A 23,198-nucleotide genomic window follows, 5' to 3' on the forward strand; every position below is an offset into this window, starting at 1 on the left:
TCATGGAAGTCTGGGAAAAAATACCACTCCGGCTATGGCCATGGGCTTCATTGACCGCCCTGTCGAAATTGCAGAAATACTTACCTGTAGAGGCTTTTGCCACTTCACTCCTTAAAAGGACAGTGCCTATAAATACTCATCCTTGGATGCCTTTCAGAATAAGGCTTTGAGAATTGCTTTACAGTTTGCCCAGTAGGATTTTTGCAAAAGTGGGATGCTCCCAACATTAATTAGGTAGTTAAACAAATTCTCTTTGATAACTACTTCAGTATCATAAAGATATTTCCAAAACATATCTTTCCAATCAGGATCCTCAGTTAGAATCGCAAGGTTATTTGTAAATCTAACTGAGCAAATTTTATCTTTCTTAATCATGTAATGTATGCATTCATCGACACTATCAAATCCAACTAATAATAAAGCAATAAGTGATAATATAATATTGTTTCTTAAGTTATTTTCATCTAAGACAATTAATTTAAGCAATTCATAGCTGTCAACAAATTCATAAAATTCATATATATAGTTATAATTTTCAGAGTCTTTTTCAAAAAAAGGGATACATTGTTTTAAAAAACTAAGACTTTTGTCAAAGGAAAGAAAAATTATTTGACGCAGTAATGATTCGTTCACAAAATTATCTTGCTTTAAATCAGCGAGGAATATAATATCTCTAATTTTTTCTACGGCCTGTTGAGAACCATACCGCCCCTTTAATAAACAAAAAGAATCAGTAGTAAGAAAATGAGAAAACCTCTTTCTATTAATTTGATAGTCATCTAGATTAACAAGATTATAAGTTATTTTTTTATAAAGAAAGTCTATATCAACGAATCGCATTCTACGGTGCAATTTAACAGGGATAGATTGTTCAAAATCTGGCTTTATGGGATATACATTCTTAATGATTTCCCAAAATTCTGTTTGCTCTTCTTTAGGACAACAAATAAGTTCTATCATTTGGTAATCAAATTCAAAAGCTCCCATATCATCTAGAGGTAATATCCACTCTCTTTCCCATGTAAATCCTCCTTTTTGATATATTTCACCGTTATCAGTTGAGATTCTTTGCAATTCATCTAGTATGAGTTCTATCTCATTTACATTCAAAGTACAAATTGTAGCTATATCTTTTTTCTGTTCCTCACTTAAAGATTTTACTTTTGAAAGATTTTTCTTAACAGATTTTATTATGGCACCATTTAAGTAAACAGCCTGTTTAACTCCCAATTTAATAAGAGATTGTTTAGTAAATCCTAAGCCATATCTTATATTTTGACCTCCTTTATAATCAGGCCATCTTCTACTAAAAAATCCAAGTCCATGCAGAGGTGTTTCTGTAAAAGATATTCTGCCTCTTTTAGATATAATTACACCATGATTTTTTTTATTGGACTTTAAGATTTTTTTTAAGCTATCTTTATCTGTTAAATGAACTAAATAACATGAGCTGTCGGGTTTTTCTATTGAGCTAAGCCAATGAGTATTTACATTAATTTTATTCATTTTTATTTAACTAAAAAAGAAACATACTACGAATTTACATCTAGAAGAATATTCAAATAACTAGTTAGATAAGTACCTTATACACCGTAGCCTTACTAATCCCAAACTCCCTTGCTACATAGGCTTTAGTCTTACCTTCCCCTACAAGCCTAGCGGCTTCCTTACTTACTTTGCTCTAATAGGATTCCTTCAGCCTTAGCTCTCCCCTCACGCTAACGTTCTAGCACCATTTTCCTTTTAAGTTGAGCTATACCCATTACCAGGATAATCATTAACCATCAATCTTGCCATAACACTCTGGGTATCTAGACACAGATTCATAATCCTTAACGTAACCCCCTCCACTATCTGTGATGCTATCTACTCCTACCTTATCCAGGGAGAGACTATAGCTAACCTTCAACTACCAAAGGGTATGGCTATACGTTTCTCTCTAAGGGTAAGGGTGTAGACCCAAGCATTCACATTGAAACGGTTCAACTTAAACACAACCACAAAGGAGTAAGCCATGAGTGAACTTATTGATGATATTCGTAGCACTTTAGAACAGTTAGGAATTGATGCCCCTTGTGACCGTCATCTAAGGCAAAGCATCCTTAACCATGCCCTTACCGAGTTCTTAGAAATGCTAGCCACTATTGACCTAATTGACCTGGACAAACTAGGTGAACAACATTCTTGCCAATTTCAGGGTGGTTATGTTGAAGGGGAAGGCTACAAATGGACTCTGACAGTGAAGGAATTTTCTGGGGATGATGAAGGGTGTAATTAGGTCTGCCAATGGGCTAGCATAGATTAGCCGCATAGAGGGAACAGGATTAGGAAAATATGGAGATTAGCGGACTCGAACCGCTGACATCCTGCTTGCAAAGCAGGCGCTCTACCAACTGAGCTAAACCCCCTTGAACTGGCGAATGCTACGCCTTTTGGTAACAAACCTCAGCTATTATAGCCATAGAAGTTCACAACAAGCAAGGATTTTTCCGCTTTCCTATGGCTCACCAGGTAACAACTTTTTACCACTTCACCCGGCTCGATTGTTTGGCAGAAAAGCAAAGCCGTTGGCAGGGGTTATGCGATCGCCTGGGGCTAAAGGGAACTATTCTGTTGGCGGAGGAAGGGGTCAACGCCACGATCGCCGGTGAGTCAGAAGCCATCGAGGAAATTGTCAAAACCATAGCGGCGGATTTGGGTATAACCAGTTTGCCCCAGCGTCATTCCTGGGCGGAAACCACTCCGTTCCAAAGGCTGAAGGTGAAAATTAAGCCCGAAATAGTCAGCCTTGGCCTGCCCCAGGTGACTCCAGAAAAACAGGTGGGAACCTATGTTTCTCCCCAGCAGTGGAATGAACTGCTTCAAGACCCCGATGTGGTGGTGATTGATACCCGCAACGATTATGAAGTGGCGATCGGCACCTTTCAAGGAGCAATTAATCCCCGCACCAAAAGATTTCGTCAGTTCCCCGACTATGTGAAAAATAATCTGGATCAGCAAAAAAATAAAAAAGTAGCAATGTTTTGCACCGGGGGAATCCGCTGTGAAAAAGCCAGTGCCTATCTGCTGGCAGAGGGATTTTCGGAGGTTTACCATCTCCAGGGTGGCATCCTACATTACCTGGAAACTGTGTCCCCAGCAGAGAGTTTGTGGCAGGGGGAATGTTTTGTCTTTGACCAACGGGTGGCGGTGCAAGAAGGTTTAAAGGTGGGTTCCCATGCCCTTTGTGACGGTTGTGGTTATCCCCTCAGTGTTGGCGAGCGCCATTGTCCCCAGTGCGGTTTAACGGTGGCGGTGAGTAATGAGCTATAGCCTGAGAATTGCCGATCTGCCGGAGGATGAACGCCCCAGGGAAAAACTGCTCAAATATGGGGCCAAGCACCTGGGTAATGCAGAATTGATTGCCATTCTATTGGCCACAGGCCAGGGCAAAGGTAAGCTGTCGGCGGTGGGACTGGGACAATATATCTTGCAACAGTTGGGACAAAATCGTCAGGACCCCATGGACGTGTTGCGTAGTATCCATCCCCAGGAACTAATTGCTTTTCCCGGCATTGGCCCCGCTAAAGCCACCACAATTTTAGCGGCGGTGGAATTGGGTAAACGGGTCTTTCAAAGTCGCCCTCTAGAAAAAATGGTGGTGGATAGTCCAGAAGCAGCGGCGATTGCCTTGAGTCAAGATTTGATGTGGCAGGCCCAGGAACATTTTGCCATCGTCATGCTAGACGTGAAAAACCGTTTGCTAGCCACCAAAGTGATTACCATTGGCACCGCCACAGAGACTCTCATTCACCCCAGGGAAATTTTTCGTGAGGTCATTAAACAGGGTGCCACTAGGCTGATTGTGGCCCATAATCACCCCTCCGGTGGGCTAGATCCAAGCCCGGAAGATATCCGGCTAACAGAATTACTACTCCAGGGGGCTCAATACTTGCAAATTCCGGTATTGGATCATCTCATTTTGGGCCACGGCAAGCACCGGAGTTTACGGCAATGCACAGATTTGTGGGAACGCTTTCCCCAGGGAGATTAGGGGAGAAAAATTCCAATGTCTGGGTTAGCCATGGTATAGTGGAAGACTGTGTTCGATTACCAGCCACATTATGCCCAAACTTAAAACTCGTAAAGCCGCCGCCAAACGATTTCGCCCAACCGGCAGTGGCAAGAAGATTATCCGTCGCAAAGCGTTTAAAAATCACCTATTGGAACATAAGAGTTCCGAACAGACCCATCGTCGTCTTTCCAACCTTGCTTTGGTGCATGAAGCCGATGAAAAAAATGTCCGGCTCATGCTTCCCTATATGTAATTGAGTAGTTAACGCTATTTTTGCTCACTTTTCAGCTAGGTACCAGGGGAAGTTGGCATGGGGAAGATCTTAGTAAGGTTCTGACCCCAAACCAGTTTCCCGGGCAGGGCTGGAATTATCTTTAGTTTTTTAAAGTTACTATGACCAGAGTTAAACGGGGCAACGTCGCCCGCAAACGCCGCAAGAAGATTCTCAAGTTAGCCAAAGGTTTCCGGGGTTCCCACTCCAAACTTTTCCGCACCGCTAACCAACAGGTGATGAAGGCCCTGCGTAATGCCTACCGCGATCGCCGTAAGCGTAAACGGGATTTTCGTCGTCTGTGGATTACCCGCATCAACGCCGCTGCTCGCCAAGAGGGCATGAGCTACAGCAAGCTGACCGGACAATTGAAAAAAGCCAACATTGAAATCAACCGCAAAATGTTGGCCCAGTTGGCCGTATTAGACCCCGCCGCCTTTAGTGAAGTGGTGAAAGTAGCCGCCGCTGCGAAATAAAAAACTTTATTTTCCCTTTGGGCAAGGCTGGCCGGTTTAAACAATTGAACCTAAAAGAGAAACTCCCCATCCCGGTAATCTAGGGTGGGGTTTTTCGTTGGGCAATATTAAACTTTTTTCAATTTTTTCAGGGTGTCGTAAATTTCCGGCAAACGTTTGTAGATGGTAGAGGCTTTGAGATAAAGCTTGTGGGGCATGTGGGGACTGCCGCAAACTACTTCCTTGGCTCCCACTTTGCCATGGATTCCCGTTTGGGCAGAGGCGATCGCCCCGTCGCCGATCTGGGATTTATCTGCTACTCCCACTTGTCCGGCGAGGATAACCCGGTTACCGATGGTGACTCCCCCGGCTAAGCCCACTTGACCGGCCAGGGCACAGGCCTCGCCAATGCGACAACCATGGGCCACATGCACCATATTGTCCAATTTAGTATTTTTGCCGATGCGGGTTTCCCCCACGGCGGGACGATCTACCGCACTATTACAGCCAATTTCTACCCCGTCCTCTAAAACCACCTTGCCTGATTGCTCCATCTTGAACCAACCTTCAGGGGTGGGCACAAAGCCGAAACCTTCTGCCCCGATCGCTGCACCACTGTGGATTACACAACCTTGGCCAATCTGCGTCCGTTCGTGGATGGTGCAGTTACCGTGGAGTATGGTGTCGTTGCCAATGGTAACCCCTGGATAAATGACTACATTGCCGTGGATGCAAACCCGATCGCCAATGGTCACGTTGGGATAAATCACCACATGGGGGCCAATACTGACCTCCTCCCCCCATTGCACCGAGGGATCAATGACTGCTGTGCCATGGATACCGGCCGGGGGACGGTAGGGCTGATAGAAAACGGCGATCGCCGCCGCAAATAGCAACCGGGGTTGGGCGGTGGCACACCAGGCTATGCCTTGGGCATCCGCTTCTGCTTGAAGTTTTTCATCCAGGGGTAAAATCAGCGCACTGGCCTGGGTCGCCTGCATTTGGGGCGCATACTTGGCACTATCGACATAACTAATTTGCCCCGGCAATGCCTCCGTTAAGGCAGCAACGCCCCCAATGGTTGGATTGCGATCGCCAAATTTTTCTAGGCTGTGGGTTTGGATCTGGGGCTGTAGACGTTCTACGAGTTGGCTAAATTCCATGGGAGATTGGCAAAGCTAAAAGCTAAATTGTGACCATTTTCCCATAAGGCTTTGACCTTTCTGCTGCCTTGCTGCCGGTGCCAACTTTGGTCTGGGGGATTTCCCCAAGCTTAATAACCAGGGGAATGCAGGGGAGCGGAAATTCAGGCTTAATTAGGACAAAGTTGAAAAATTAAACCTCTGCCACCACTTCTCCCTTAGGACTCCGAGGCGATCGCCGTTTACGCCACCAGGCCCAGAGGGTAGTGGCCATGAATATACTGGAATAAACACCGGAAGCAAAGCCAATAATCAAAGCCAAAGCAAAGAATTTCAGACTATCGCCCCCAAAAAGAAAGATCGCCACCAGGGGTAAAGAAGTGGTCAGAGAAGTGTTAATGGAACGGGTCAAGGTTTGATTGACAGCATCATCCACCACATGGTTGATATCCCAGTCGGGATGGCGCTCTAGGGTTTCCCGCACCCGGTCGTAAATTACCACGGTGTCATTGACAGAAAAACCAATAATGGTCAGTAAGGCCACCAGGAAAAGACTGTCCACTTCCACCCCTCCCAGTAGCCCAAAAATAGCAAAGGCCCCCATGGTGATCAACGCATCGTAGAGCAGAGCCACAATGGCAAAAACAGCGTAATCAAGCTGAAAACGGATAGTTAGATAAATAATAATGCCCAGGAGGGAAATCACTAGAGCCAACACCCCAGAACGGAATAAAGCCTTACCCACGGTGGGGCCAACGGTGTCGATTTGGATGGTTTCCGGGTCAAACTTGCCGATGCCCTCATTCAGTGCTTTCTGCACCGTTTCCCGTTGTTCCACATCCAGAGTTTGTTGACGGATGGAAAGGGTATAGTCCTCAATCACCTGCACACTACTGTTACCCAGGCCCACTCCATTGAGAATATTCTGCACCTTGGCCACATCGATCGCCGCAGGGCAATTATTCTTACTGGCGCATTCCAGTTGTAATTGCAAACGGGTGCCCCCGACAAAATCCAGACCGGGCTTAAAGGGCGCTTGGAACTGTACCCAGGAAATTACCATGGCGATGATACTGATCAACACCAAAAGGGAAGAGGCAATCCAAGCCGGTTTTTCCCATTTGAACAGGTCTAATTTCATAGTTTTTAAGATTGGTCAGGGAGAATGAAAAAGAATTTTTAGTAAACAGTTAATTTATGATTTAGCTGGCACCGAGAGATTAGGGCAAAACAGTTTGGGATTTTGACGAACCTTAGGCAGACTGAGCACAATCACCAGTAAAAGAGTACGGCTACAGGTCAAGGCAGTAAACAAACTCACCATGACTCCGATCGCCAAGGTGAGGGCAAAGCCTTTCACCAAGCCGGAACCAAACCAAAACAGGGCTGCACAGGCAATCAGGGTGGTGACATTACTATCCAAAATACTGGAAAAGGCTCGGAAAAAGCCCGATTCCACCGAGCGATAGAGGGTATTGCCCCCCCGCAATTCTTCCCTAGTCCGTTCAAAAATTAATACATTGGCATCCACTGCCATACCAATGCTGAGGATAAAACCGGCAATACCGGGCAGGGTCAGGGTCACCCCCACCAAAGCAAAGGCCGCTAGGGTCAAAACTGCATAAATTACCAGGGAGACATCCGCCACAATGCCGGGCAAACGGTAATAAACCGCCATAAAAATCAGCACCAGGGCTAAACCAACGAATCCCGCCACCAAACTGCGCCGGATGCTTTCCTGCCCCAACGTAGCCCCCACTGTGCGATTTTCCACCACTTCCACCGGGAATGGTAGGGAGCCGCCCCGCAGTTGCACCGCCAGATCATTGGCTGTGTCGATGGTGAAGTTCCCCGTAATGACCGCCGCTCCCCCGGTAATACCTGTATTAGCAAATTCCACTCCCACCACCGGAGCACTGATCAAGTCATTATCCAAAAACACGCCTAAGCTCCGTCCTGTACCGGCCACCGCTTGGGTTAACTCAGCAAATTTCTTTCCCCCTTCTTCTTCAAACCGGAGGGCCACTTCCCACGCAGTACCAGATTGGTTGGGACTGGGGCGGGCATCAGTGAGGTTTTTACCCGTTAGTCCCATGGGTTCAAACAGCGCCAGCAAAGCTTGGTTGGACTGTTCCCGTTCTGCCAACAATTGCTGGAGGCGATCGCTATTTTCCGGGGAAGCACCGGAGCGGCGGAGATTTTCTAGTTCCGCATCTAGTTGGCGTTTAATGCTGTATTCCGCTTGAAATTCTCCCTCTGTACCCGGCCGTTGCTGCTGAAATTCTAACTGGGCTGTCCCCCCCAAAATCCTTTCCGCCTGACCCGGATCGGTTACTCCAGGCAGTTGCACCACCACTTTATCTTCCCCAGCAGTTTGCACCAAGGGTTCCGACACCCCCAGGGCATTGACCCGGTTTTCAATCACTGTTTTTACTGCCACCAAACTATCGTTGTCAATTTGGGGAATTTCTGCGGTGGGTTGGACTTCAATAGTTAACTGGGCGCCCCCCCGTAGGTCTAAACCCAGTTGCAGGGGCAACTTGGCCAGCACAAAACTGGCCCCAATGACCAAGACGACAATTAAAAGCAGTAGCCAACGCAGTCTTTGCATGGAAAGGAATTGATCGGGAACAATGTTCGATTCTATCGTGCCACGGGTCAATCCCTAGGCAATCGCCTGGGGCCGAAAGCAACAACGGCGAGCAAAATAATGAAATTGTTTCAATATTAAAAAATTCCCTTCCATGGACCCATGGTCATCTTGAACTAGTTTTGTTCATGGTTTTCCATGGCAGTGTTTTGCAACATTTAATTAAGAATTCATGACAAAGTTTTTTTACTTGATAGGATTTAGTTCTTGGGCAAGCGCAACTTGCCATAGGCTAACTTCTTAAATTTCTGCTTAACATGAATTCCTCCCCTTCCCCTCCCCAATCTACGGCTAACGTTAAGTTTGTCCTCCTGATTTCGGGAGTAGCGGCCCTGGGGGGGTTTCTGTTTGGCTTTGACACAGCGGTGATCAATGGGGCCGTGGCAGCCCTACAAAAACATTTTCAGACTGACAGCCTTTTAACGGGTTTATCAGTGTCTCTAGCCCTGTTGGGATCCGCATTGGGGGCCTTTGGTGCCGGCCCGATCGCCGATCGCCATGGACGGGTCAAAACAATGATTCTGGCGGCGGTACTATTTACCCTCAGTTCCATTGGATCAGGCTTACCTTTCACCATCTGGGATTTTATTTTCTGGCGGGTATTAGGCGGGATTGGGGTGGGGGCCGCTAGTGTGATTGCGCCAGCCTACATTGCGGAAGTATCACCGGCCCATCTGCGGGGGCGTTTAGGTTCTTTGCAACAGTTGGCCATTGTCTCCGGTATTTTCATTGCTCTGTTGAGTAATTGGTTTATTGCCTCGATGGCAGGGGGATCGGCCCAAAATACCTGGATATTCGGTGCGGCGGCCTGGCGTTGGATGTTCTGGACAGAGCTAATCCCTGCCCTCCTGTACGGCATTTGTGCTTTCTTGATTCCTGAATCTCCCCGGTATTTGGTGGCTTTGGGCCAGGAAGAAAAGGCGGCGGCCATTTTGCATAAGGTGGAGGGGGGAGACGTGGCCGGTCGCATTGAAGAAATTCGACAAACGGTCAATCTAGACCACAAACCCCGCTTTCGTGATCTGCTCAGTCGTCGGGGAGGACTGTTGCCCATTGTCTGGATTGGTATGGGGCTATCGGCCCTGCAACAATTCGTTGGCATTAACGTGATTTTTTATTACAGCAGTGTGCTCTGGCGATCGGTGGGTTTTACCGAAGAAAAATCCCTATTGATCACTGTAATCACCGGTTTTATCAATATCCTCACCACCCTAGTGGCGATCGCCTTTGTGGATCGTTTTGGCCGTAAGCCTTTGTTGCTGATGGGCTCCATTGGTATGACCATTACCCTGGGCATCCTCTCGATGGTGTTTGCCGGGGCGACGGTGGTTAATGGGCAACCCACCCTCACCGGTACCGCTGGGGTAATTGCCCTGGTGACAGCCAATCTTTATGTGTTTAGTTTTGGTTTTTCCTGGGGGCCCATTGTTTGGGTGTTGTTGGGAGAAATGTTTAATAACAAAATACGGGCGGCGGCCCTATCGGTGGCGGCGGGGGTACAGTGGATTGCGAACTTTATTATTTCCACTACGTTTCCTCCTCTACTGAACACGGTGGGTTTAGGGCCAGCTTATGGTTTGTACGCCACTTCAGCGGCCATTTCCATTTTCTTTATTTGGTTTTTTGTTAAGGAAACTAAGGGCAAAACCCTTGAGCAAATGTAATTGATTTTCTATGCTGGAGCAAATTAATTGACATTAGTTTGAATCTCTTAAGTTTATTGAAATTTAATTCCGCTCTAATTGCCTTCTAAATTAATTTAATCGTCCAACACTGGCTTTGTTTTTTCCGGGAGGGTACCGAATTGTCATTAGCAAGATTGACTACATCCATGGGCTTGATTTGCGGTTTGGCGATCGCCAGTGGATTGACAGCGATGTTACCCAGTGATGCCCAAGCTGTTCCTGTGGATGAACCCTTGGCCCCGGTTAATCGTTACCAATTAGGGGGAGACAATTCTGGCAAAACAGTTAATCAAATTACCTCGGTGGCGGAATTGCGAGATGTGCAACCCAATGATTGGGCCTTTGCCGCTTTGCAAAGTTTGGTGGAGCGTTACGGTTGTTTAGTGGGTTATCCAGACCGCACCTACCGAGGCGATCGTTCCCTTAGTCGTTATGAATTTACAGCGGGATTAAATGCTTGTTTAAGCACCATTGAGCAACTGTTACAGGAAAATGTCTCCGTGGTTCAAGGGGACTTAGATTTACTAAAAAAATTAGCCCAGGATTTCCAAGCCGAGCTAAAACAATTGGCAGTCCGGGTTGATAATCTAGAAACTCGCACTGCTTTTTTGGAAGACCATCAGTTTTCCACCACCACAAAGCTTTATGGTCAGACCATTGTTTCCTTTGATGATGTGTTTGGCGATCGGGTGGGGGGTGATAGTAATCAATTTCAACCCCAACTAGCCTATCGGGTGCGCTTTAACTTGGAAACCAGTTTCACCGGCAAAGATTTGCTCAGGACTCGTTTACAATTCTCCAATTTCTTCAACGGAGTGGCGCAAACTGGCACCAATATGACCCGTTTTAACTATGACGATAATTCCAACAATAATGTGGAAGTGACCCATCTTTGGTATCGCACTCCTCTGACCGATAATCTCACCCTACGTCTAGGTTCCGTGGGGGTGGGCTACACGGATTTGGTGGATACGTTGACGCCCCCCACCATTGCCGATGATGCCCTGGGTATTCCTTCCCGCTTTGGCGAATACGATCCTGTTTACCGTCGGGGAGGGGGAGGGGCTGGCTTCAATTGGCAGATAACTCCGACCTTGCAATTGAGTGCGGGTTACCTGGCCACTAACCCCAACGATCCAGACAGTGGCAACGGCCTGTTTAATGGTGGGCACCATGCCCTCGGTCAATTAGCCTATCAAACATCTGACGGGGGCATTGGGTTCACCTATTCCCGTTCCTATTTCCCCGCTGGGGAGACCAATTTAATGGCGGGCACCGGTAGTTTCCTGGCTATTCAACCCTTCGGAGAGGCGATCGCCACGGCGGGGGATTTTTACACATTGCAAGGATACTATCGCATCACTCCCCAGGTGCAGATCCATGCCTGGGGCGGCTATGTGGATGCCCAGGCCCAGGGAGGCGGCATGAGCAACTTGTCCGATGGAGTGGGGGGCACAGTGGTGAGGGAAGTGTCCTGGAATCGTTCCGCCATTTGGTATGGTTTGCTTGGCATTAGTTTCCCCGATGTGGGGGGAGAAGGGAATTTACCGGGCATTGCCTTGGGTATTCCTCCCACAGTCACGGCTAGTAACTTACCTGGAGCAGTGGGACAAACCACCCCCTACCATTTGGAGGCGTTTTACCGCATTCAAATCAATGACAACATTTCCATCACTCCCGGATTTTGGGTAGTGCTTAATCCCGAAGCCAACAGCAATAACGCCACCCAATATGTGGGGCATATACGCACCAGCTTTTTGTTCTGATAATTCAGCCATTAAGACTGGCACAGTCCCATAAAATCGATTAACTGCCGCACCAACTCCGGTTTGGTCACGGCCAAAATGGTGGAACCATCCTCTAGCAACGTGTTACCGTTGGGAATTTTTAAGTCTTCATGGGCATTGGCCTGGTAGCCAATAATCAGAGTGCCGGAAGGAAAACGGGGATCCTGGGCGATCGCCGCCACACTGCGGCCCACAATACTGCAATTGGGAGGAATGGAGAGTTTAAGCACTTCAATTTGTCCCTGTTCAAAGTGCATCATGGCATCCACTTGGGGATACTCAATGGCATTAATCACCCGGTTGAGGGTTAATTCTGTGGTACTGATAATGTGGGTAGCTCCGGCTAAACGGTAGGGTTCAGCAAAGTCCCCATCACTCATACGGACGACAATTTGGGGCACACCATAATGTTTTGATAGGGTAACCAAAGCCAAATTTAGGGCATCTTCCTGGAGCGCCGCAATCACTGCCCCCGCTTTGCGGACCCCCGCCTCTAGTAAAACTGAGGTATTTACTGCACTACCCTCAAAGGCCATGACGCCAATTTTTTCCCGGGCATACTGACAGGCCTGGGGATCCGTATCCACCGCCGCCACTGTGTGGCCCATTTTGAGCAAATTCTTGGCTAGGTTGGAGCCAATGCCCCCCATGCCACCGATCAGAACGTACATTTTTCACCCTTTGCGCCACAGGCTTGATTGTACTGGAAGTTAGGTGAAATTGATGGCTGTCGCTTTCGGCATCGGCCTGAAAATTTTTCCCCATCTGCCGGTGATGGGGAAAAGTCTTTGTGAAAGTGCTCCAAGCTTGTCTTAGTTTGACTCGGTTAGTGGAAGAAGATAAATTAACCCCTTCCTAACAAGACCTAGGCTCCCACTGCTTCCTTGGCGGCATACATTACTTCCAGGGTAATTTCTGACAAGCCCCGCTCCCGAGCAAATTTTTCCGTATTGCGTTTGACCTTACCCCGCACAAATCCTGGTACCTTATTCAACTCAGCCTGGGCGGTGCTGTGCCAACCGAGGTCGGAGTCACTGGAAATACCTTTGGTGATCACTTCCTTAGTGTCATGGCCACCGAAAATTTCCAACAGATGGTCTTCCATGCCCAGGGTGAAGGAGTTGTACACCAAGTCAGCGATTTGGTTGGTGCCTTCGTAGCCCAAGAATGGCTTATAGCCCAAGGGGAAATTCTGGATATGGATGGGGGCCGCAATCACGCCACAGGGAATATCTAGCCGTTTACCCACGTGCCGTTCCATCTGGGTGCCAAAAATGGCCGCCGGCTCGATCCGGGCAATGGCATCGGCGATCGCCCCATTGTCTTCACTAATCAAGACTTCATCACAGTATTCGGCCACTTCTTGTCGGAACCAATCGGCATCATATTTGCAATAGGTTCCCGCTAGGACAACGTGGATGCCCATTTCCCGAGCCAAAATTTTGGTCATAGCGGCCGCATGGGTGTTGTCCCCAAAGACCACGGCCTTTTTGCCGGTGAGGTTTTGACAATCAATGGAGCGGGAAAACCAGGCCGCTTGGGAAACGTGACGGGTTTGCTGTTGGATGAAATCTTCGTAATTAAGGTCAAAACCCTGGTCATTTAGCACCTGTTGGATTTGGCGGATGCAACGGGCCGTTTCCACCACTCCCATGGGGGTAATGTCCACATAGGGCATGGCAAATTCTTCTTTGAGATATTCTGCTGTCATCAAGCCCACTTCCCGATAGGGGCAGAGGTTAAACCAAGCTTGGGGAATTGTGGCCAATTGGTCCACGGTGGCTTTTTCCGGTAGGACTAGGTTCACTTCTATGCCGAGATCCGCCATTAAACGCTTTAATTCAGTGCAGTCATGTTGGTTATGGAACCCTAGGGTGGTGAAACCAATTAAATTGACCGATGGCTTGGCCGTCTTTTGCGTGGCCAAATTGCCCTGTTTCCGGGCTTTTTTAAGGTAAAACTCCACAATTTGCTTGAGGGTACGATCGCCAGCTTGCAATTCGTTATAGCGATAATGGTTCACATCCGCCAAAAGCACGTCACAGCGGGCATCCATTTGAGCCCGGTCGACAAAGTTTTCCAAATCTTCCTGCAAAATACTGGAGGTGCAAGTGGGGGTCAAGACAATCAAATCCGGCGCTTCTTCCCCATCTTTGCGGACGATATTATCCACCACTTTTTCCTGGGAACCCCTCGATAACACCTGGCGATCGACCACACTAGTGGTGACAGGGGTAAAGTTTTGTTCCCGTTCCAACATGGAGCGCATCACGTTGAAATAGTCATCCCCCAACGGAGCGTGCATAATGGCGTGGACGTTTTTGAAAGAACTGGCGATGCGTAGAGTGCCAATGTGGGCGGGGCCAGCATACATCCAATAGGCCAATTTCATAGGGTCAGACTCCGGGGAGGTAATTCACCCTCAAATTGTCGGTAAAAGCCTTAACCTTGTCGAGGGGCAGGTTTACATTTTAATTCCGCTATTAATAGTCTGTAATGCCTGTCTGGATTAGCCTCTAGCTTATGGCTCTAATTATTTTGCCCACGGTTTACCATACAATTCTTAATGGTTAGACACGATCTCCATAAGTATTTATGACCATAACCTTAAGTTCTGGGAGTCAATACTCCAAAGTCAGCGCCGTATATTTTGCACAATCTCGGAGGCTGTCGTTAGTTGTTTTTTCCGATTTATGATTAAACCAATGCCAATGCAAAGTTGGAGTTTGAGATTATGCCTGTCAAAATTGCGATCGCCCAAATAAAAGTTGAGCCGGGTCAGCGTATTATTCTGGATCAAATCTCCTGGCAGGAATTTGAGGAAATTTTGGAAGATTTAGGGGAACATCGTCATTCCCATATCGCTTATTACAAGGAAGTTTTAGAATTTCGGATGCCTTTACCTGGCCATGAACGCACTAAAGTTTTGATTTCCCATTTACTTGTGGTTTTACTAGAAGAATTAGGACTGGAATGGGAATCCCTTGGCTCCACTACTTTTAAAAGCAGACCTATGCAAGCAGGTATTGAGCCTGATGATTGTTTTTATATTGACAACTATCAAGCTATGGTGGGTAAACAACGGCTGAATTTAGATGTTGATCCTGTCCCCGATTTGGCGATCGAAGTAGATTTCACCTCTGTTACCCAGGTCAGTGCCTATGAGGCATTGGGCATTCCTGAAATTTGGCGATATGAAGATGGAAAACTGGAAATTAGTCTACTGGAAGAAGGAAAATACATTAACTCTTTTATGAGCAAAGCTTTTCCCTCTATTCCCATTATTGAAGGAATTTCCCTTTGTTTAAAAAAAAGCCAGGTAATTCCTATGAGTGCTTTACGTCGTGAGTTTCGACAGTGGTTGCAGGAATATATCTAAAGAGACATACTTCCGTTAACCATAATGTATTTACTTTGTGAAAAAGTTTGCTGTAGTTAGGATTTGAGTGTTTTTACACCATCCTCAATGGTTAGACACGATCGCCATAAGTATTTATCATTATCTGCCTGCGGTAAACAGACTACAAAAACTCAATGTGATTAAACATTTCTTCTGGTTCGAGAATTTCCCACATCAAGACTAATCCTTGAATAATTTGACCAATCGACTTATTTCGTTGAGAACAATAAACGATGCCAGTATGATGGGGAAATGATTGAGCTAATTTTAAAAAGTCAGTATCTTGGGTAAAAATTACTCGGCCTTCAGACGCAGCAAACTGTAACTGCTCTTGATCAGAAACCCCTAGCAGACCAGCTTCTGGAGTTGTTGTAACATCAAGACTGCGATGACGTAAGCCAAGGGCAATGCTATGGCTGATGTTTTCATCAAGATGAAATTTAATTCTGTTGGCCATGCATTTTTCTTAATTTTTCTTCTATCAAAGAAGGGGTACTGGATCGCATTTGTTCAGCAAAAATTTCATCCTCCACAATTCCTTGTCTAATTTCTTCCAGGTGATCGTGGTAATAAGACAAGGCGGCATAAACGTCAGCCAGGGTAATACTAGGATAATGATGGACGATTTCGTCGGGAGATAGTCCCATTCGTTCGTGCCAGATCACGATGTCCTGAACTGTGATCCTGTGGCCAGCAATGCGGGGTTTTCCCCCACAGGTTCCTGGAGTGATGTCAATATGATTGATTAAGGTTGTTGCCATCGGCACCTCCAATTAGTACAAAATTGCGGTCAGTGGCGATCGCCGGTTATAACCCAGAAACCGAGAATAGAATTCTTCACGGTTGTACACGATCGCCGTTTTGATTTAGTCAGTTTAAACAATCTATTTTTTCTGCACCACCCGCACTGGAGTGCCATTTTGCACCATGCCGAATAAAGCCACTACATCTTGATTCCGCATTCTGACGCAACCATGGGAAGCCGCTGTGCCGAGGAAATGTTCATGTTTTTTCGGGGTGCCATGGAAACCAATGGTATTTTTACCATCACTCCAAAAACCGATCCAACGGATACCAATGGGGCCATCCAAGCTGGCGGCCACTTTTTTGCCATTCCAGGGATTTTCCCAGACAGGATTTTCTACCATTTGGATGACCTGGAAATTGCCTTGGGGAGTTTCCCAGCCTTTTTTACCCACTGCCACGGGATAACTGGCCAAAACTTTGTCATTTTGGTAGGCGTAAACCCGCCGTTCCCCTAACACCAGGACAATATGGGTGGCCAAGGCCTGGCTGTCTGGGTTGGTGGGAGTGCTGACGGGGGCCGCCGGGGGGATATAGGTGGATTCGGGAATCGGTTTGAGGGGAGGAATGGCACTACCCCCATTGAGACTACTTTGGGCCTGGACGGTGCTGGGGATAACCAGACTAGTTGCAGTCAAACTAACACCACCCAACCAAAGGGCGAAACGGGCTAGGGGAGAGAATTGTTTCTGCATAGGATTAAGGTTAGAAAATGATTGAAGGAAAACCGACGGGGTTTAACAATACGAAATTAAATACGGGCTGGTGAAAATATATGAGAATATTATGTTAAATGATCATTATCGTCGCTGTCCAAGTTCCGTGGGCCGGGAAAAAGACGGTGTGGCGATCGCCACGATGCCCATTACCTTAGCGCCCCTTTGCTCCATTACCCGGCGGGCTTCGAGGGCGGTGGTGCCGGTGGTAATAATGTCATCCAAAATTAACCAGGGCTGGTGAGTGTTAAAGCCTGGCCCCGTAACAAGGGCGGACTGTAATTCCCGTTGGCGATCGCCGGGGCTAAGACCAAATAAAGCTTGGGTATCCTTGGGCCGTTGTAAAGCCTGGGGGTGCAGGGGGTAGCGGGTCAAGCGGCAAAAACCGGCAGCAATTCTTTCCGCTTGATTAAATCCCCGTTGGGCTTGTTTACGATTATTAAGGGGAATGGGCACCACCTGGGGCGGTATTTTAAGCTTTGCCTGGGGTTGTTGTAACCACTGTTCTGCCAACTGTTCCCCCAACCAGAGGCCGATGCCCGGCTGTTGCTCAAATTTCATCACCGTTAAGGCCCGCCGCAGTTGCCCTTCATACTGTCCCCAAACAAAGCGGGGAAAATTCCCCTGCCATTGCCGCAGGTGAGGGGGTAAACGGTGGCTCAAAATTTGTCCGGTGCAATCCCGGCAAAACTGATCTTTGCTAGGTTTTTGACAAAGGGGACAGGGGTTTTGAAAGAGAAGAGAGCGAATGGATTGCCACATGGAAGATGGAATGCAGAGGCGGGGAAATTAACCATAGTTGGAGGCATCTGCCCGTAATTGGGCCACAGTATCCGTAACAATGGCGATTGCCTGGTTAATTTCTGTCTGGGTGGTGAAGCGGCTTAAACCAAAGCGCAGACTTGCCTGGGCGCTGGTTTTGTCCCGGCCAAGGGCATATAAGACATGGGAAGCTTCGGTGCGATAGGAAGAACAGGCAGAACCGGAGGATAGGGCCAATCGAGGTTGTAAGCTGGTCAGCAACGCCTTGGGATCGACTCCGGTAACACTGACATTGAGGTTGCCCGGTAAGCGTTGTTCATAGTCCCCATTCAGCACTATTCCGCTAATTTTTGCCAGACCTTGCCAAAGTTGATCCCGCAATGCCCGCTGGCGATCGCCTTCTGAAACTAAGTTTTCCGCCGCTATGGCCAAAGCTTTGGCTAAACCGACAATTAAGGGCACCGGCAGAGTTCCCGAACGAAAATTAACTTCCTGTCCTCCCCCCAGTAGTTGGGGCGCTAGCCTAACCCCGGGATTTTGACGGCGATATAGTCCCCCAATGCCTTTGGGGCCATGGATTTTATGCCCAGTGAAAGACAGTAGATCAATCTTCAATTGCCGCACATCAAGAGGAATTTTGCCCAGGGCTTGGGCTCCATCACAGTGGAAAATGATCGATTTTTGCTGACACAGTCTGCCGATTTCCTCCAGGGGTTGCACCACGCCAATCTCATTGTTGGCCGCCATCACGGACACAAGGATGGTATCGGAACGCAAAGCCTTTTCCAATTCGGTTAAATTTACTAAACCATTGGGCTGTACAAGTAAATAAGTGACCTCAAACCCCAGGGATTCTAAATAACGACAGGGGGCTAACACGGCCTGATGTTCCGTGGCCAACGTCACCAAATGTTTACCCTGGGCAAAGTAGGCCTCTGCCACTCCCCGAATGGCCAAGTTATTGGCCTCCGTGGCCCCACTGGTGAAGATAATTTCCTCCGGCTGGGCCCCCATGGTCTCAGCAATTTCCTGCCTAGCCTGTTTAATGGCCGCTTCGGCCTGCCAACCATAAAAATGGGCACTGCCGGCATTGCCATACTGCTCCATGAAATAGGGAAACATGGCTTCTAGCACCCTGGCATCAAGGGCAGTGGTGGCGTGGTTATCGAAGTAAAGGGGCCGTTCCATGGTGGTTTCCTGGGCTCATTGGTCCCGGCAGTTTCTAGCTCGCTGACTAATTCTGCTCAACTTTGGCGGGACTTAGATTTACAAGATAACGTTTTACTTTCCTTTCTCCGTCACCATTTGGCAAAGGCGATCGCCAATTAACTGACCGGCCAGTTGGTGTCCCTGGATATTCCAATGGCCTACCCCAGGAATGGTGTTATCAAAACCGTGCCAATAGCTCTGCTCAGCATCAGCCTTTTGTTGCATGGTTGCGGCCAGGGTCAACACCGCAAAATTTTCCTTTTGCCCCAATTGTGCCAACCGTTGGTCAGGGTAGAACAAATTCTCCGCCCCCAACTGTTTTAATTGTTCTCGCACTTGGCGATCGGGGTACACCTGGGGAGGATTACTAATCACCACTGCTAGAAAATCAGCCTTTTCTTCCCTACTTAGCTGACTAGTCGCCGTTATCAGGGATTCTGTCGCAGCCCAGGCTTGCTCCCAGGCGGGATCAGTGGGTTCTCGGTATAAATTAACATCGAAATCCAGAGCGGGAATGATGTCAGTATTAGCCTGTTGTTGGGTGGTTAGAGTTCGTTGGGTGACCCATTGTCGTTTGGCTTCATTGAGCACCTGCAACAGCCGCACCCGATTGATCAAGCCGTATAGCAATCTTCTTGGGGCACTGTCCCGCCGTTGGTAGGCCATTGTTTCCCTAAAATCAAGCTTCATTTGCCATTTACCTTCCATCTCTTCCCAAAAAGGCGCGAGGCGATCGCCGGGGCTTAACTGTCGAGAATTGTTGACAATGTCATTGCCGGTGAAAATTTGTAGCAATACTAAATCCGGTTGGTATTCAATAGCATGGTGCCGGAGGGTTAAATATTCCTGGGCAGTGCCGTAGTCCCCCACGCCAAAATTAATTACCTCCACCGTTTTACCCGTTAAGCCAGCACAGGAGGCCAAATTTTTTTCTATGGCACTCCAATAGGTCTCATCTTCATTGACCTGAATTGCTTCGGAAAAGGAATCCCCCAACACCACAATGCGGTACGCATCCGCCGGTTTCTCCTTTTCATAATGGCGATCGCGCAGGCCGTCGGAGTTAATGCTCACTAAACCATTGCCTTCATGGGTCCAACGGGCGGTGAAATTGGGAATTAAGCTATGACCCCGTTGGGGATCTACCTGGTAAAAACTGGGATAACTAACCCTCATCAGCCTTAGGGCCACTTCCGCCACCACCACCGCAAAACCTAAACTGCCCAGCACCAGTAGGGTATTAGCCAACCACTGTTTATTTTGAGGAGATTTTGCCATGGGGGATAAAACGATTGCGGAGAAATTCAGTTATTGAGGCATATACATCGACCTCAACTATATCTAAGCACCATCCGACCCTTGGGAAATCCCCAGTGAATCCTGGCAACCATGGGAAAATTTCCCTTTTTACTAATGGTTTCGTCTATTCCCAGCGAAAAAATTTTCCCCAGAGGTAGCAAATAAAAAATGCGATGTACCCTTAAGGAAATTAACCTTGCCCGACTGTGCAATCTAACGTAGCTATTATGACTAAGCGAACTTTTGGGGTAATTGGACTGGCAGTAATGGGGGAAAATCTCGCCCTCAACGTGGAAAGTCGAGGCTTTCCCATCGCCGTCTATAACCGTTCCCCCAACAAAACTGAAAAATTCATGGCCGAAAGGGCTGTGGACAAAGACATTAAAGCCGCCTACACCGTAGAAGAATTTGTCCAACTGTTAGAACGCCCCCGCAAAATCCTCGTAATGGTCAAAGCTGGGGGGCCCGTGGATGCGGTGATCGATGAGCTGAAACCCCTTTTAGAAGCAGGGGACATGATCATCGATGGTGGCAACTCCCTCTATGAAGATACGGAGCGTCGCACCAAGGATTTGGAAGCCACTGGCCTAGGCTTTGTTGGTATGGGGGTCAGTGGAGGGGAAGAAGGCGCATTGCTGGGCCCTAGCTTGATGCCCGGGGGCACCCCCACCGCCTATAAGGAATTGGAACCGATTCTGACTAAAATTGCCGCCCAAGTGGAAGATCCCGACAATCCTGCCTGTGTGACCTTCATTGGGCCTGGAGGGGCGGGGCATTACGTCAAAATGGTGCATAACGGCATTGAGTATGGCGATATGCAACTGATCGCCGAAGCCTACGACATTTTGAAAAACGGCTTGGGCTTGAGTAACGAAAAACTCCACGAAGTTTTTGGCCAATGGAATCAAACTGATGAACTGAATTCTTTCCTGATTGAGATCAGCACCGACATTTTTGCTAAAAAAGATCCCGAAACTGGAGGACATTTAATTGACTACATCCTCGATGCGGCGGGGCAAAAGGGTACAGGACGCTGGACAGTGATGAGTGGCCTGGAGTTGGGTGTTCCCATTCCCACTATTTACGCCGCTGTCAATGCCAGGGTAATGTCCTCTCTCAAAGAGGAACGGGTGGCTGCTTCGGGCCAACTGTCTGGCCCTGGTAAAACTTTTAGTGGTGACGTGGAAGCCTGGATTCCCAAGGTGCGGGATGCTCTCTACTGCTCGAAAATGTGTTCCTATGCCCAGGGCATGGCCTTAATCGCCAAAGCTTCCCAGGAATTTGGTTATGACGTTAACCTGCCGGAAATTGCCCGCATTTGGAAAGGGGGTTGCATTATTCGAGCTGGCTTTTTGGACAAGATCAAGAAAGCTTTTAAGGATAATCCCCAGTTACCTAATCTGCTCCTGGCTCCAGAATTCAAGCAAAGTATTTTGGATCGCCAGGGGCCATGGCGGGAAGTGTTAATGCTGGCTAACGAAATGGGCATTGCGGTGCCGGCCTTTAGTTCCTCGTTGGATTACTTTGACAGTTATCGGCGGGCGGTGCTTCCCCAAAACCTAACCCAAGCGCAACGGGATTACTTTGGGGCCCACACCTATGAACGCACTGATAAGCCCAGGGGAGAATTTTTCCACACGGAATGGCTTGATTAGTTTCTTTGTGTTACTGACGATCACCCCCCAACCCTGGGGGGAAAAAGTTGATGCCACTAATTCCAGCCATTGCCAAGGGGCAAGCTCTGCCCTAAGCCGCTAAGGGGGCATCATTTTCTCCATGGGCTACTTGTTGGTAGTAATCCACTAACTGGCTTGTGGCCGCTGGCCAACCCCATCGTTCCGCTTCTTGCCGGGCATTTTGTCGTAACAGTTCTCGATCGCCTGTGGCGGACATTAACCGTTGGGTAGCCTGCACCACTCCCCCTGCCATACTGGGATCAAAGAGATAACCGTTTTCACCATCGGTGACAATATCCAAAATCCCCCCGGAGGCCGCCGCTACCACAGGACAGCCCGCCGCCATGGCTTCCAAGAGCACTAGGCCCAGGGTTTCAGTGCGGGAAGGAAAAATAAACGCATCGGCGGAAGCAAAGGCCGCCGCCAACTCTAATCCCTGCATATAACCCGCAAAATAGGTATTCGTACCAGCAAAATGGGCTTCTAAATTTTTCCGATTCGGCCCATCCCCGACGATCGCCAGCCTGGCCTGGGGAATAGCTTCGAGCACAGGCTTAATTTCATCGATTTGTTTTTCTGCCGAAACCCGGCCCACATATAAAAATAGGGGGGCATCGGGGTGACCCTGGGACAATTTTTGCCGCATTTGCGCCGACTTTAGGTGGGGCTGAAACAGTTCCGTATCTACCCCCCGTTGCCATAGATCCACCCGTTCAATGCCGTGGTTGACCAATTCCTGCACCATGGCGGAGGAAGTGCAAAGATTTAATTCCGCTTGGTTATGGGCTAGCTTTAACAGTTCCCACAGCACCCCTTCCAGGGCCCCCAGCCCATAATGTTGCAAATATTGGGGTAAATGGGTGTGATAGGAAGCCACCAGGGGAATATGCAAATGCTTAGCGTAATAGATGCCCCCCAAACCCAATACCGCCGGATTGACCACATGAATCAGGTCCGGTTTGAATTTCAGCAGGGCCTGTTTAATTTGGGGCGACGGAAAAGCTAGCTTCAGTTCTGGGTAAAGGGGTAAAGGCATGCCCTTCACTCCCTGGATTTTTGCCCCCTTATATTCCTTGAGCCCCCCCTCCGGACAGAAGACCAACACCTGATGGCCTTGGCGCTGCAGATTTTCCACTGTGTGCTTCAGACGGGTGACAATTCCATCAATTTTGGGCAAAAAGGTTTCCGTAAACAGGGCAACACGCATGGCTAGATGGGGGGATAAATCAAGTCGACAAAATTCAACAAAACAACAAGCACGATCCAGATTCCGGCGATCGCCCTTGAC

The 23,198-nt window shown here is 48.1% G+C and carries 22 protein-coding genes, 1 tRNA gene and 1 pseudogene; 9 read left to right on the top strand and 15 right to left on the bottom strand.

Translation table 11 applies throughout. From position 1 onward, the window contains the following. Positions 1-153 precede the first annotated feature (153 nt). On the bottom strand, positions 154-1,506 hold the full coding sequence (locus IQ217_RS10260) for a hypothetical protein (RefSeq protein ID WP_194019864.1): 1,353 nt from the start codon (positions 1,504-1,506) through the stop codon (positions 154-156). A gap of 64 nt (positions 1,507-1,570) precedes the next feature. Continuing rightward, positions 1,571-1,657: pseudogene (locus tag IQ217_RS19505) on the bottom strand (helix-turn-helix domain-containing protein); the annotation flags it as partial. A gap of 357 nt (positions 1,658-2,014) precedes the next feature. On the opposite strand from IQ217_RS19505, the gene IQ217_RS10270 reads away from it, so the two are divergent. Then, a complete protein-coding gene (locus IQ217_RS10270; protein WP_194019865.1) occupies positions 2,015-2,278 on the top strand; it encodes a hypothetical protein in 264 nt (87 codons plus the stop codon). Between the two features lie 57 nt (positions 2,279-2,335). On the opposite strand, the gene IQ217_RS10275 is transcribed toward IQ217_RS10270, so the two are convergent. Beyond that, positions 2,336-2,408 (bottom strand) — tRNA-Ala (locus tag IQ217_RS10275). 91 nt (positions 2,409-2,499) lie between these two features. Here IQ217_RS10275 and trhO point away from each other — a divergent pair. From trhO to rplT, 4 genes are all read left to right on the top strand, one after another. Next, entirely contained in the window at positions 2,500-3,312 is an 813-nt protein-coding gene (gene trhO, locus IQ217_RS10280) for an oxygen-dependent tRNA uridine(34) hydroxylase TrhO (protein ID WP_194019866.1), read from the top strand. Further along, the gene (gene radC, locus IQ217_RS10285) at positions 3,302-4,033 is read left to right on the top strand and encodes a RadC family protein (RefSeq protein WP_190597563.1); all 732 of its coding nucleotides are present in this window, start codon (positions 3,302-3,304) and stop codon (positions 4,031-4,033) included. Before trhO ends, radC begins: the two co-directional genes overlap by 11 nt. Before the next feature lie 70 nt (positions 4,034-4,103). Beyond that, positions 4,104-4,307, top strand: a complete 204-nt coding sequence (gene rpmI / locus IQ217_RS10290; protein ID WP_190597561.1) for a 50S ribosomal protein L35 — start codon at positions 4,104-4,106, stop codon at positions 4,305-4,307. A gap of 140 nt (positions 4,308-4,447) precedes the next feature. After that, positions 4,448-4,801 (top strand): 50S ribosomal protein L20, encoded by a 354-nt coding sequence (gene rplT, locus IQ217_RS10295; RefSeq protein WP_028947990.1) that lies wholly within the window; start codon positions 4,448-4,450, stop codon positions 4,799-4,801. 107 nt (positions 4,802-4,908) lie between these two features. On the opposite strand, the gene lpxD is transcribed toward rplT, so the two are convergent. From lpxD to secD, 3 genes are all read right to left on the bottom strand, one after another. Then, positions 4,909-5,943: a UDP-3-O-(3-hydroxymyristoyl)glucosamine N-acyltransferase gene (lpxD, locus tag IQ217_RS10300; protein WP_194019867.1), complete on the bottom strand. Its 1,035-nt coding sequence runs from the start codon at positions 5,941-5,943 to the stop codon at positions 4,909-4,911. A gap of 172 nt (positions 5,944-6,115) precedes the next feature. Further along, entirely contained in the window at positions 6,116-7,063 is a 948-nt protein-coding gene (gene secF / locus IQ217_RS10305; RefSeq protein ID WP_194019868.1) for a protein translocase subunit SecF, read from the bottom strand. 54 nt (positions 7,064-7,117) lie between these two features. Beyond that, positions 7,118-8,533, bottom strand: coding sequence for a protein translocase subunit SecD (gene secD / locus IQ217_RS10310; protein WP_194019869.1), 1,416 nt, complete (start codon positions 8,531-8,533; stop codon positions 7,118-7,120). Positions 8,534-8,829: 296 nt separating this feature from the next. On the opposite strand from secD, the gene IQ217_RS10315 reads away from it, so the two are divergent. Then, positions 8,830-10,236, top strand: a complete 1,407-nt coding sequence (locus tag IQ217_RS10315) for a sugar porter family MFS transporter (RefSeq protein ID WP_194019870.1) — start codon at positions 8,830-8,832, stop codon at positions 10,234-10,236. 167 nt (positions 10,237-10,403) lie between these two features. Beyond that, positions 10,404-12,023, top strand: a complete 1,620-nt coding sequence (locus IQ217_RS10320; protein WP_194019871.1) for an iron uptake porin — start codon at positions 10,404-10,406, stop codon at positions 12,021-12,023. Positions 12,024-12,034: 11 nt separating this feature from the next. Here IQ217_RS10320 and IQ217_RS10325 read toward each other — a convergent pair whose 3' ends face one another. Next, on the bottom strand, positions 12,035-12,715 hold the full coding sequence (locus IQ217_RS10325; RefSeq protein WP_190597552.1) for a potassium channel family protein: 681 nt from the start codon (positions 12,713-12,715) through the stop codon (positions 12,035-12,037). 194 nt (positions 12,716-12,909) lie between these two features. Continuing rightward, positions 12,910-14,436: a ferredoxin:protochlorophyllide reductase (ATP-dependent) subunit B gene (bchB, locus tag IQ217_RS10330; protein ID WP_194019872.1), complete on the bottom strand. Its 1,527-nt coding sequence runs from the start codon at positions 14,434-14,436 to the stop codon at positions 12,910-12,912. Between the two features lie 342 nt (positions 14,437-14,778). On the opposite strand from bchB, the gene IQ217_RS10335 reads away from it, so the two are divergent. Further along, positions 14,779-15,423 (top strand): Uma2 family endonuclease, encoded by a 645-nt coding sequence (locus IQ217_RS10335; protein ID WP_194019873.1) that lies wholly within the window; start codon positions 14,779-14,781, stop codon positions 15,421-15,423. Positions 15,424-15,565: 142 nt separating this feature from the next. Here the strand turns inward: IQ217_RS10335 and IQ217_RS10340 are convergent, their stop codons facing one another. The 6 genes from IQ217_RS10340 to IQ217_RS10365 form a co-directional block, all read right to left on the bottom strand. Continuing rightward, positions 15,566-15,901 (bottom strand): DUF5615 family PIN-like protein, encoded by a 336-nt coding sequence (locus tag IQ217_RS10340; RefSeq protein WP_194019874.1) that lies wholly within the window; start codon positions 15,899-15,901, stop codon positions 15,566-15,568. Further along, the gene (locus IQ217_RS10345) at positions 15,885-16,205 is read right to left on the bottom strand and encodes a DUF433 domain-containing protein (protein ID WP_194019875.1); all 321 of its coding nucleotides are present in this window, start codon (positions 16,203-16,205) and stop codon (positions 15,885-15,887) included. The genes IQ217_RS10340 and IQ217_RS10345 overlap by 17 nt, the downstream gene beginning before the upstream one ends. A gap of 123 nt (positions 16,206-16,328) precedes the next feature. Then, positions 16,329-16,943, bottom strand: a complete 615-nt coding sequence (locus IQ217_RS10350; RefSeq protein WP_194019876.1) for a L,D-transpeptidase — start codon at positions 16,941-16,943, stop codon at positions 16,329-16,331. Between the two features lie 105 nt (positions 16,944-17,048). Next, entirely contained in the window at positions 17,049-17,726 is a 678-nt protein-coding gene (locus IQ217_RS10355) for a ComF family protein (protein WP_194019877.1), read from the bottom strand. Positions 17,727-17,753: 27 nt separating this feature from the next. Continuing rightward, positions 17,754-18,914, bottom strand: a complete 1,161-nt coding sequence (locus IQ217_RS10360; RefSeq protein ID WP_194019878.1) for a cysteine desulfurase family protein — start codon at positions 18,912-18,914, stop codon at positions 17,754-17,756. A gap of 93 nt (positions 18,915-19,007) precedes the next feature. Next, entirely contained in the window at positions 19,008-20,213 is a 1,206-nt protein-coding gene (locus tag IQ217_RS10365; protein WP_194019879.1) for an SGNH/GDSL hydrolase family protein, read from the bottom strand. A gap of 227 nt (positions 20,214-20,440) precedes the next feature. Between IQ217_RS10365 and gnd the strand changes: the two genes are divergently transcribed. Beyond that, a complete protein-coding gene (gene gnd / locus IQ217_RS10370) occupies positions 20,441-21,889 on the top strand; it encodes a decarboxylating NADP(+)-dependent phosphogluconate dehydrogenase (protein WP_476718271.1) in 1,449 nt (482 codons plus the stop codon). A gap of 91 nt (positions 21,890-21,980) precedes the next feature. On the opposite strand, the gene IQ217_RS10375 is transcribed toward gnd, so the two are convergent. Next, entirely contained in the window at positions 21,981-23,117 is a 1,137-nt protein-coding gene (locus IQ217_RS10375) for a glycosyltransferase (protein WP_194019881.1), read from the bottom strand. Positions 23,118-23,198 lie beyond the last annotated feature (81 nt).

The organism is Synechocystis salina LEGE 00031 (assembly GCF_015207985.1).
GTDB classification, from domain to species: domain Bacteria; phylum Cyanobacteriota; class Cyanobacteriia; order Cyanobacteriales; family Microcystaceae; genus Synechocystis; species Synechocystis salina.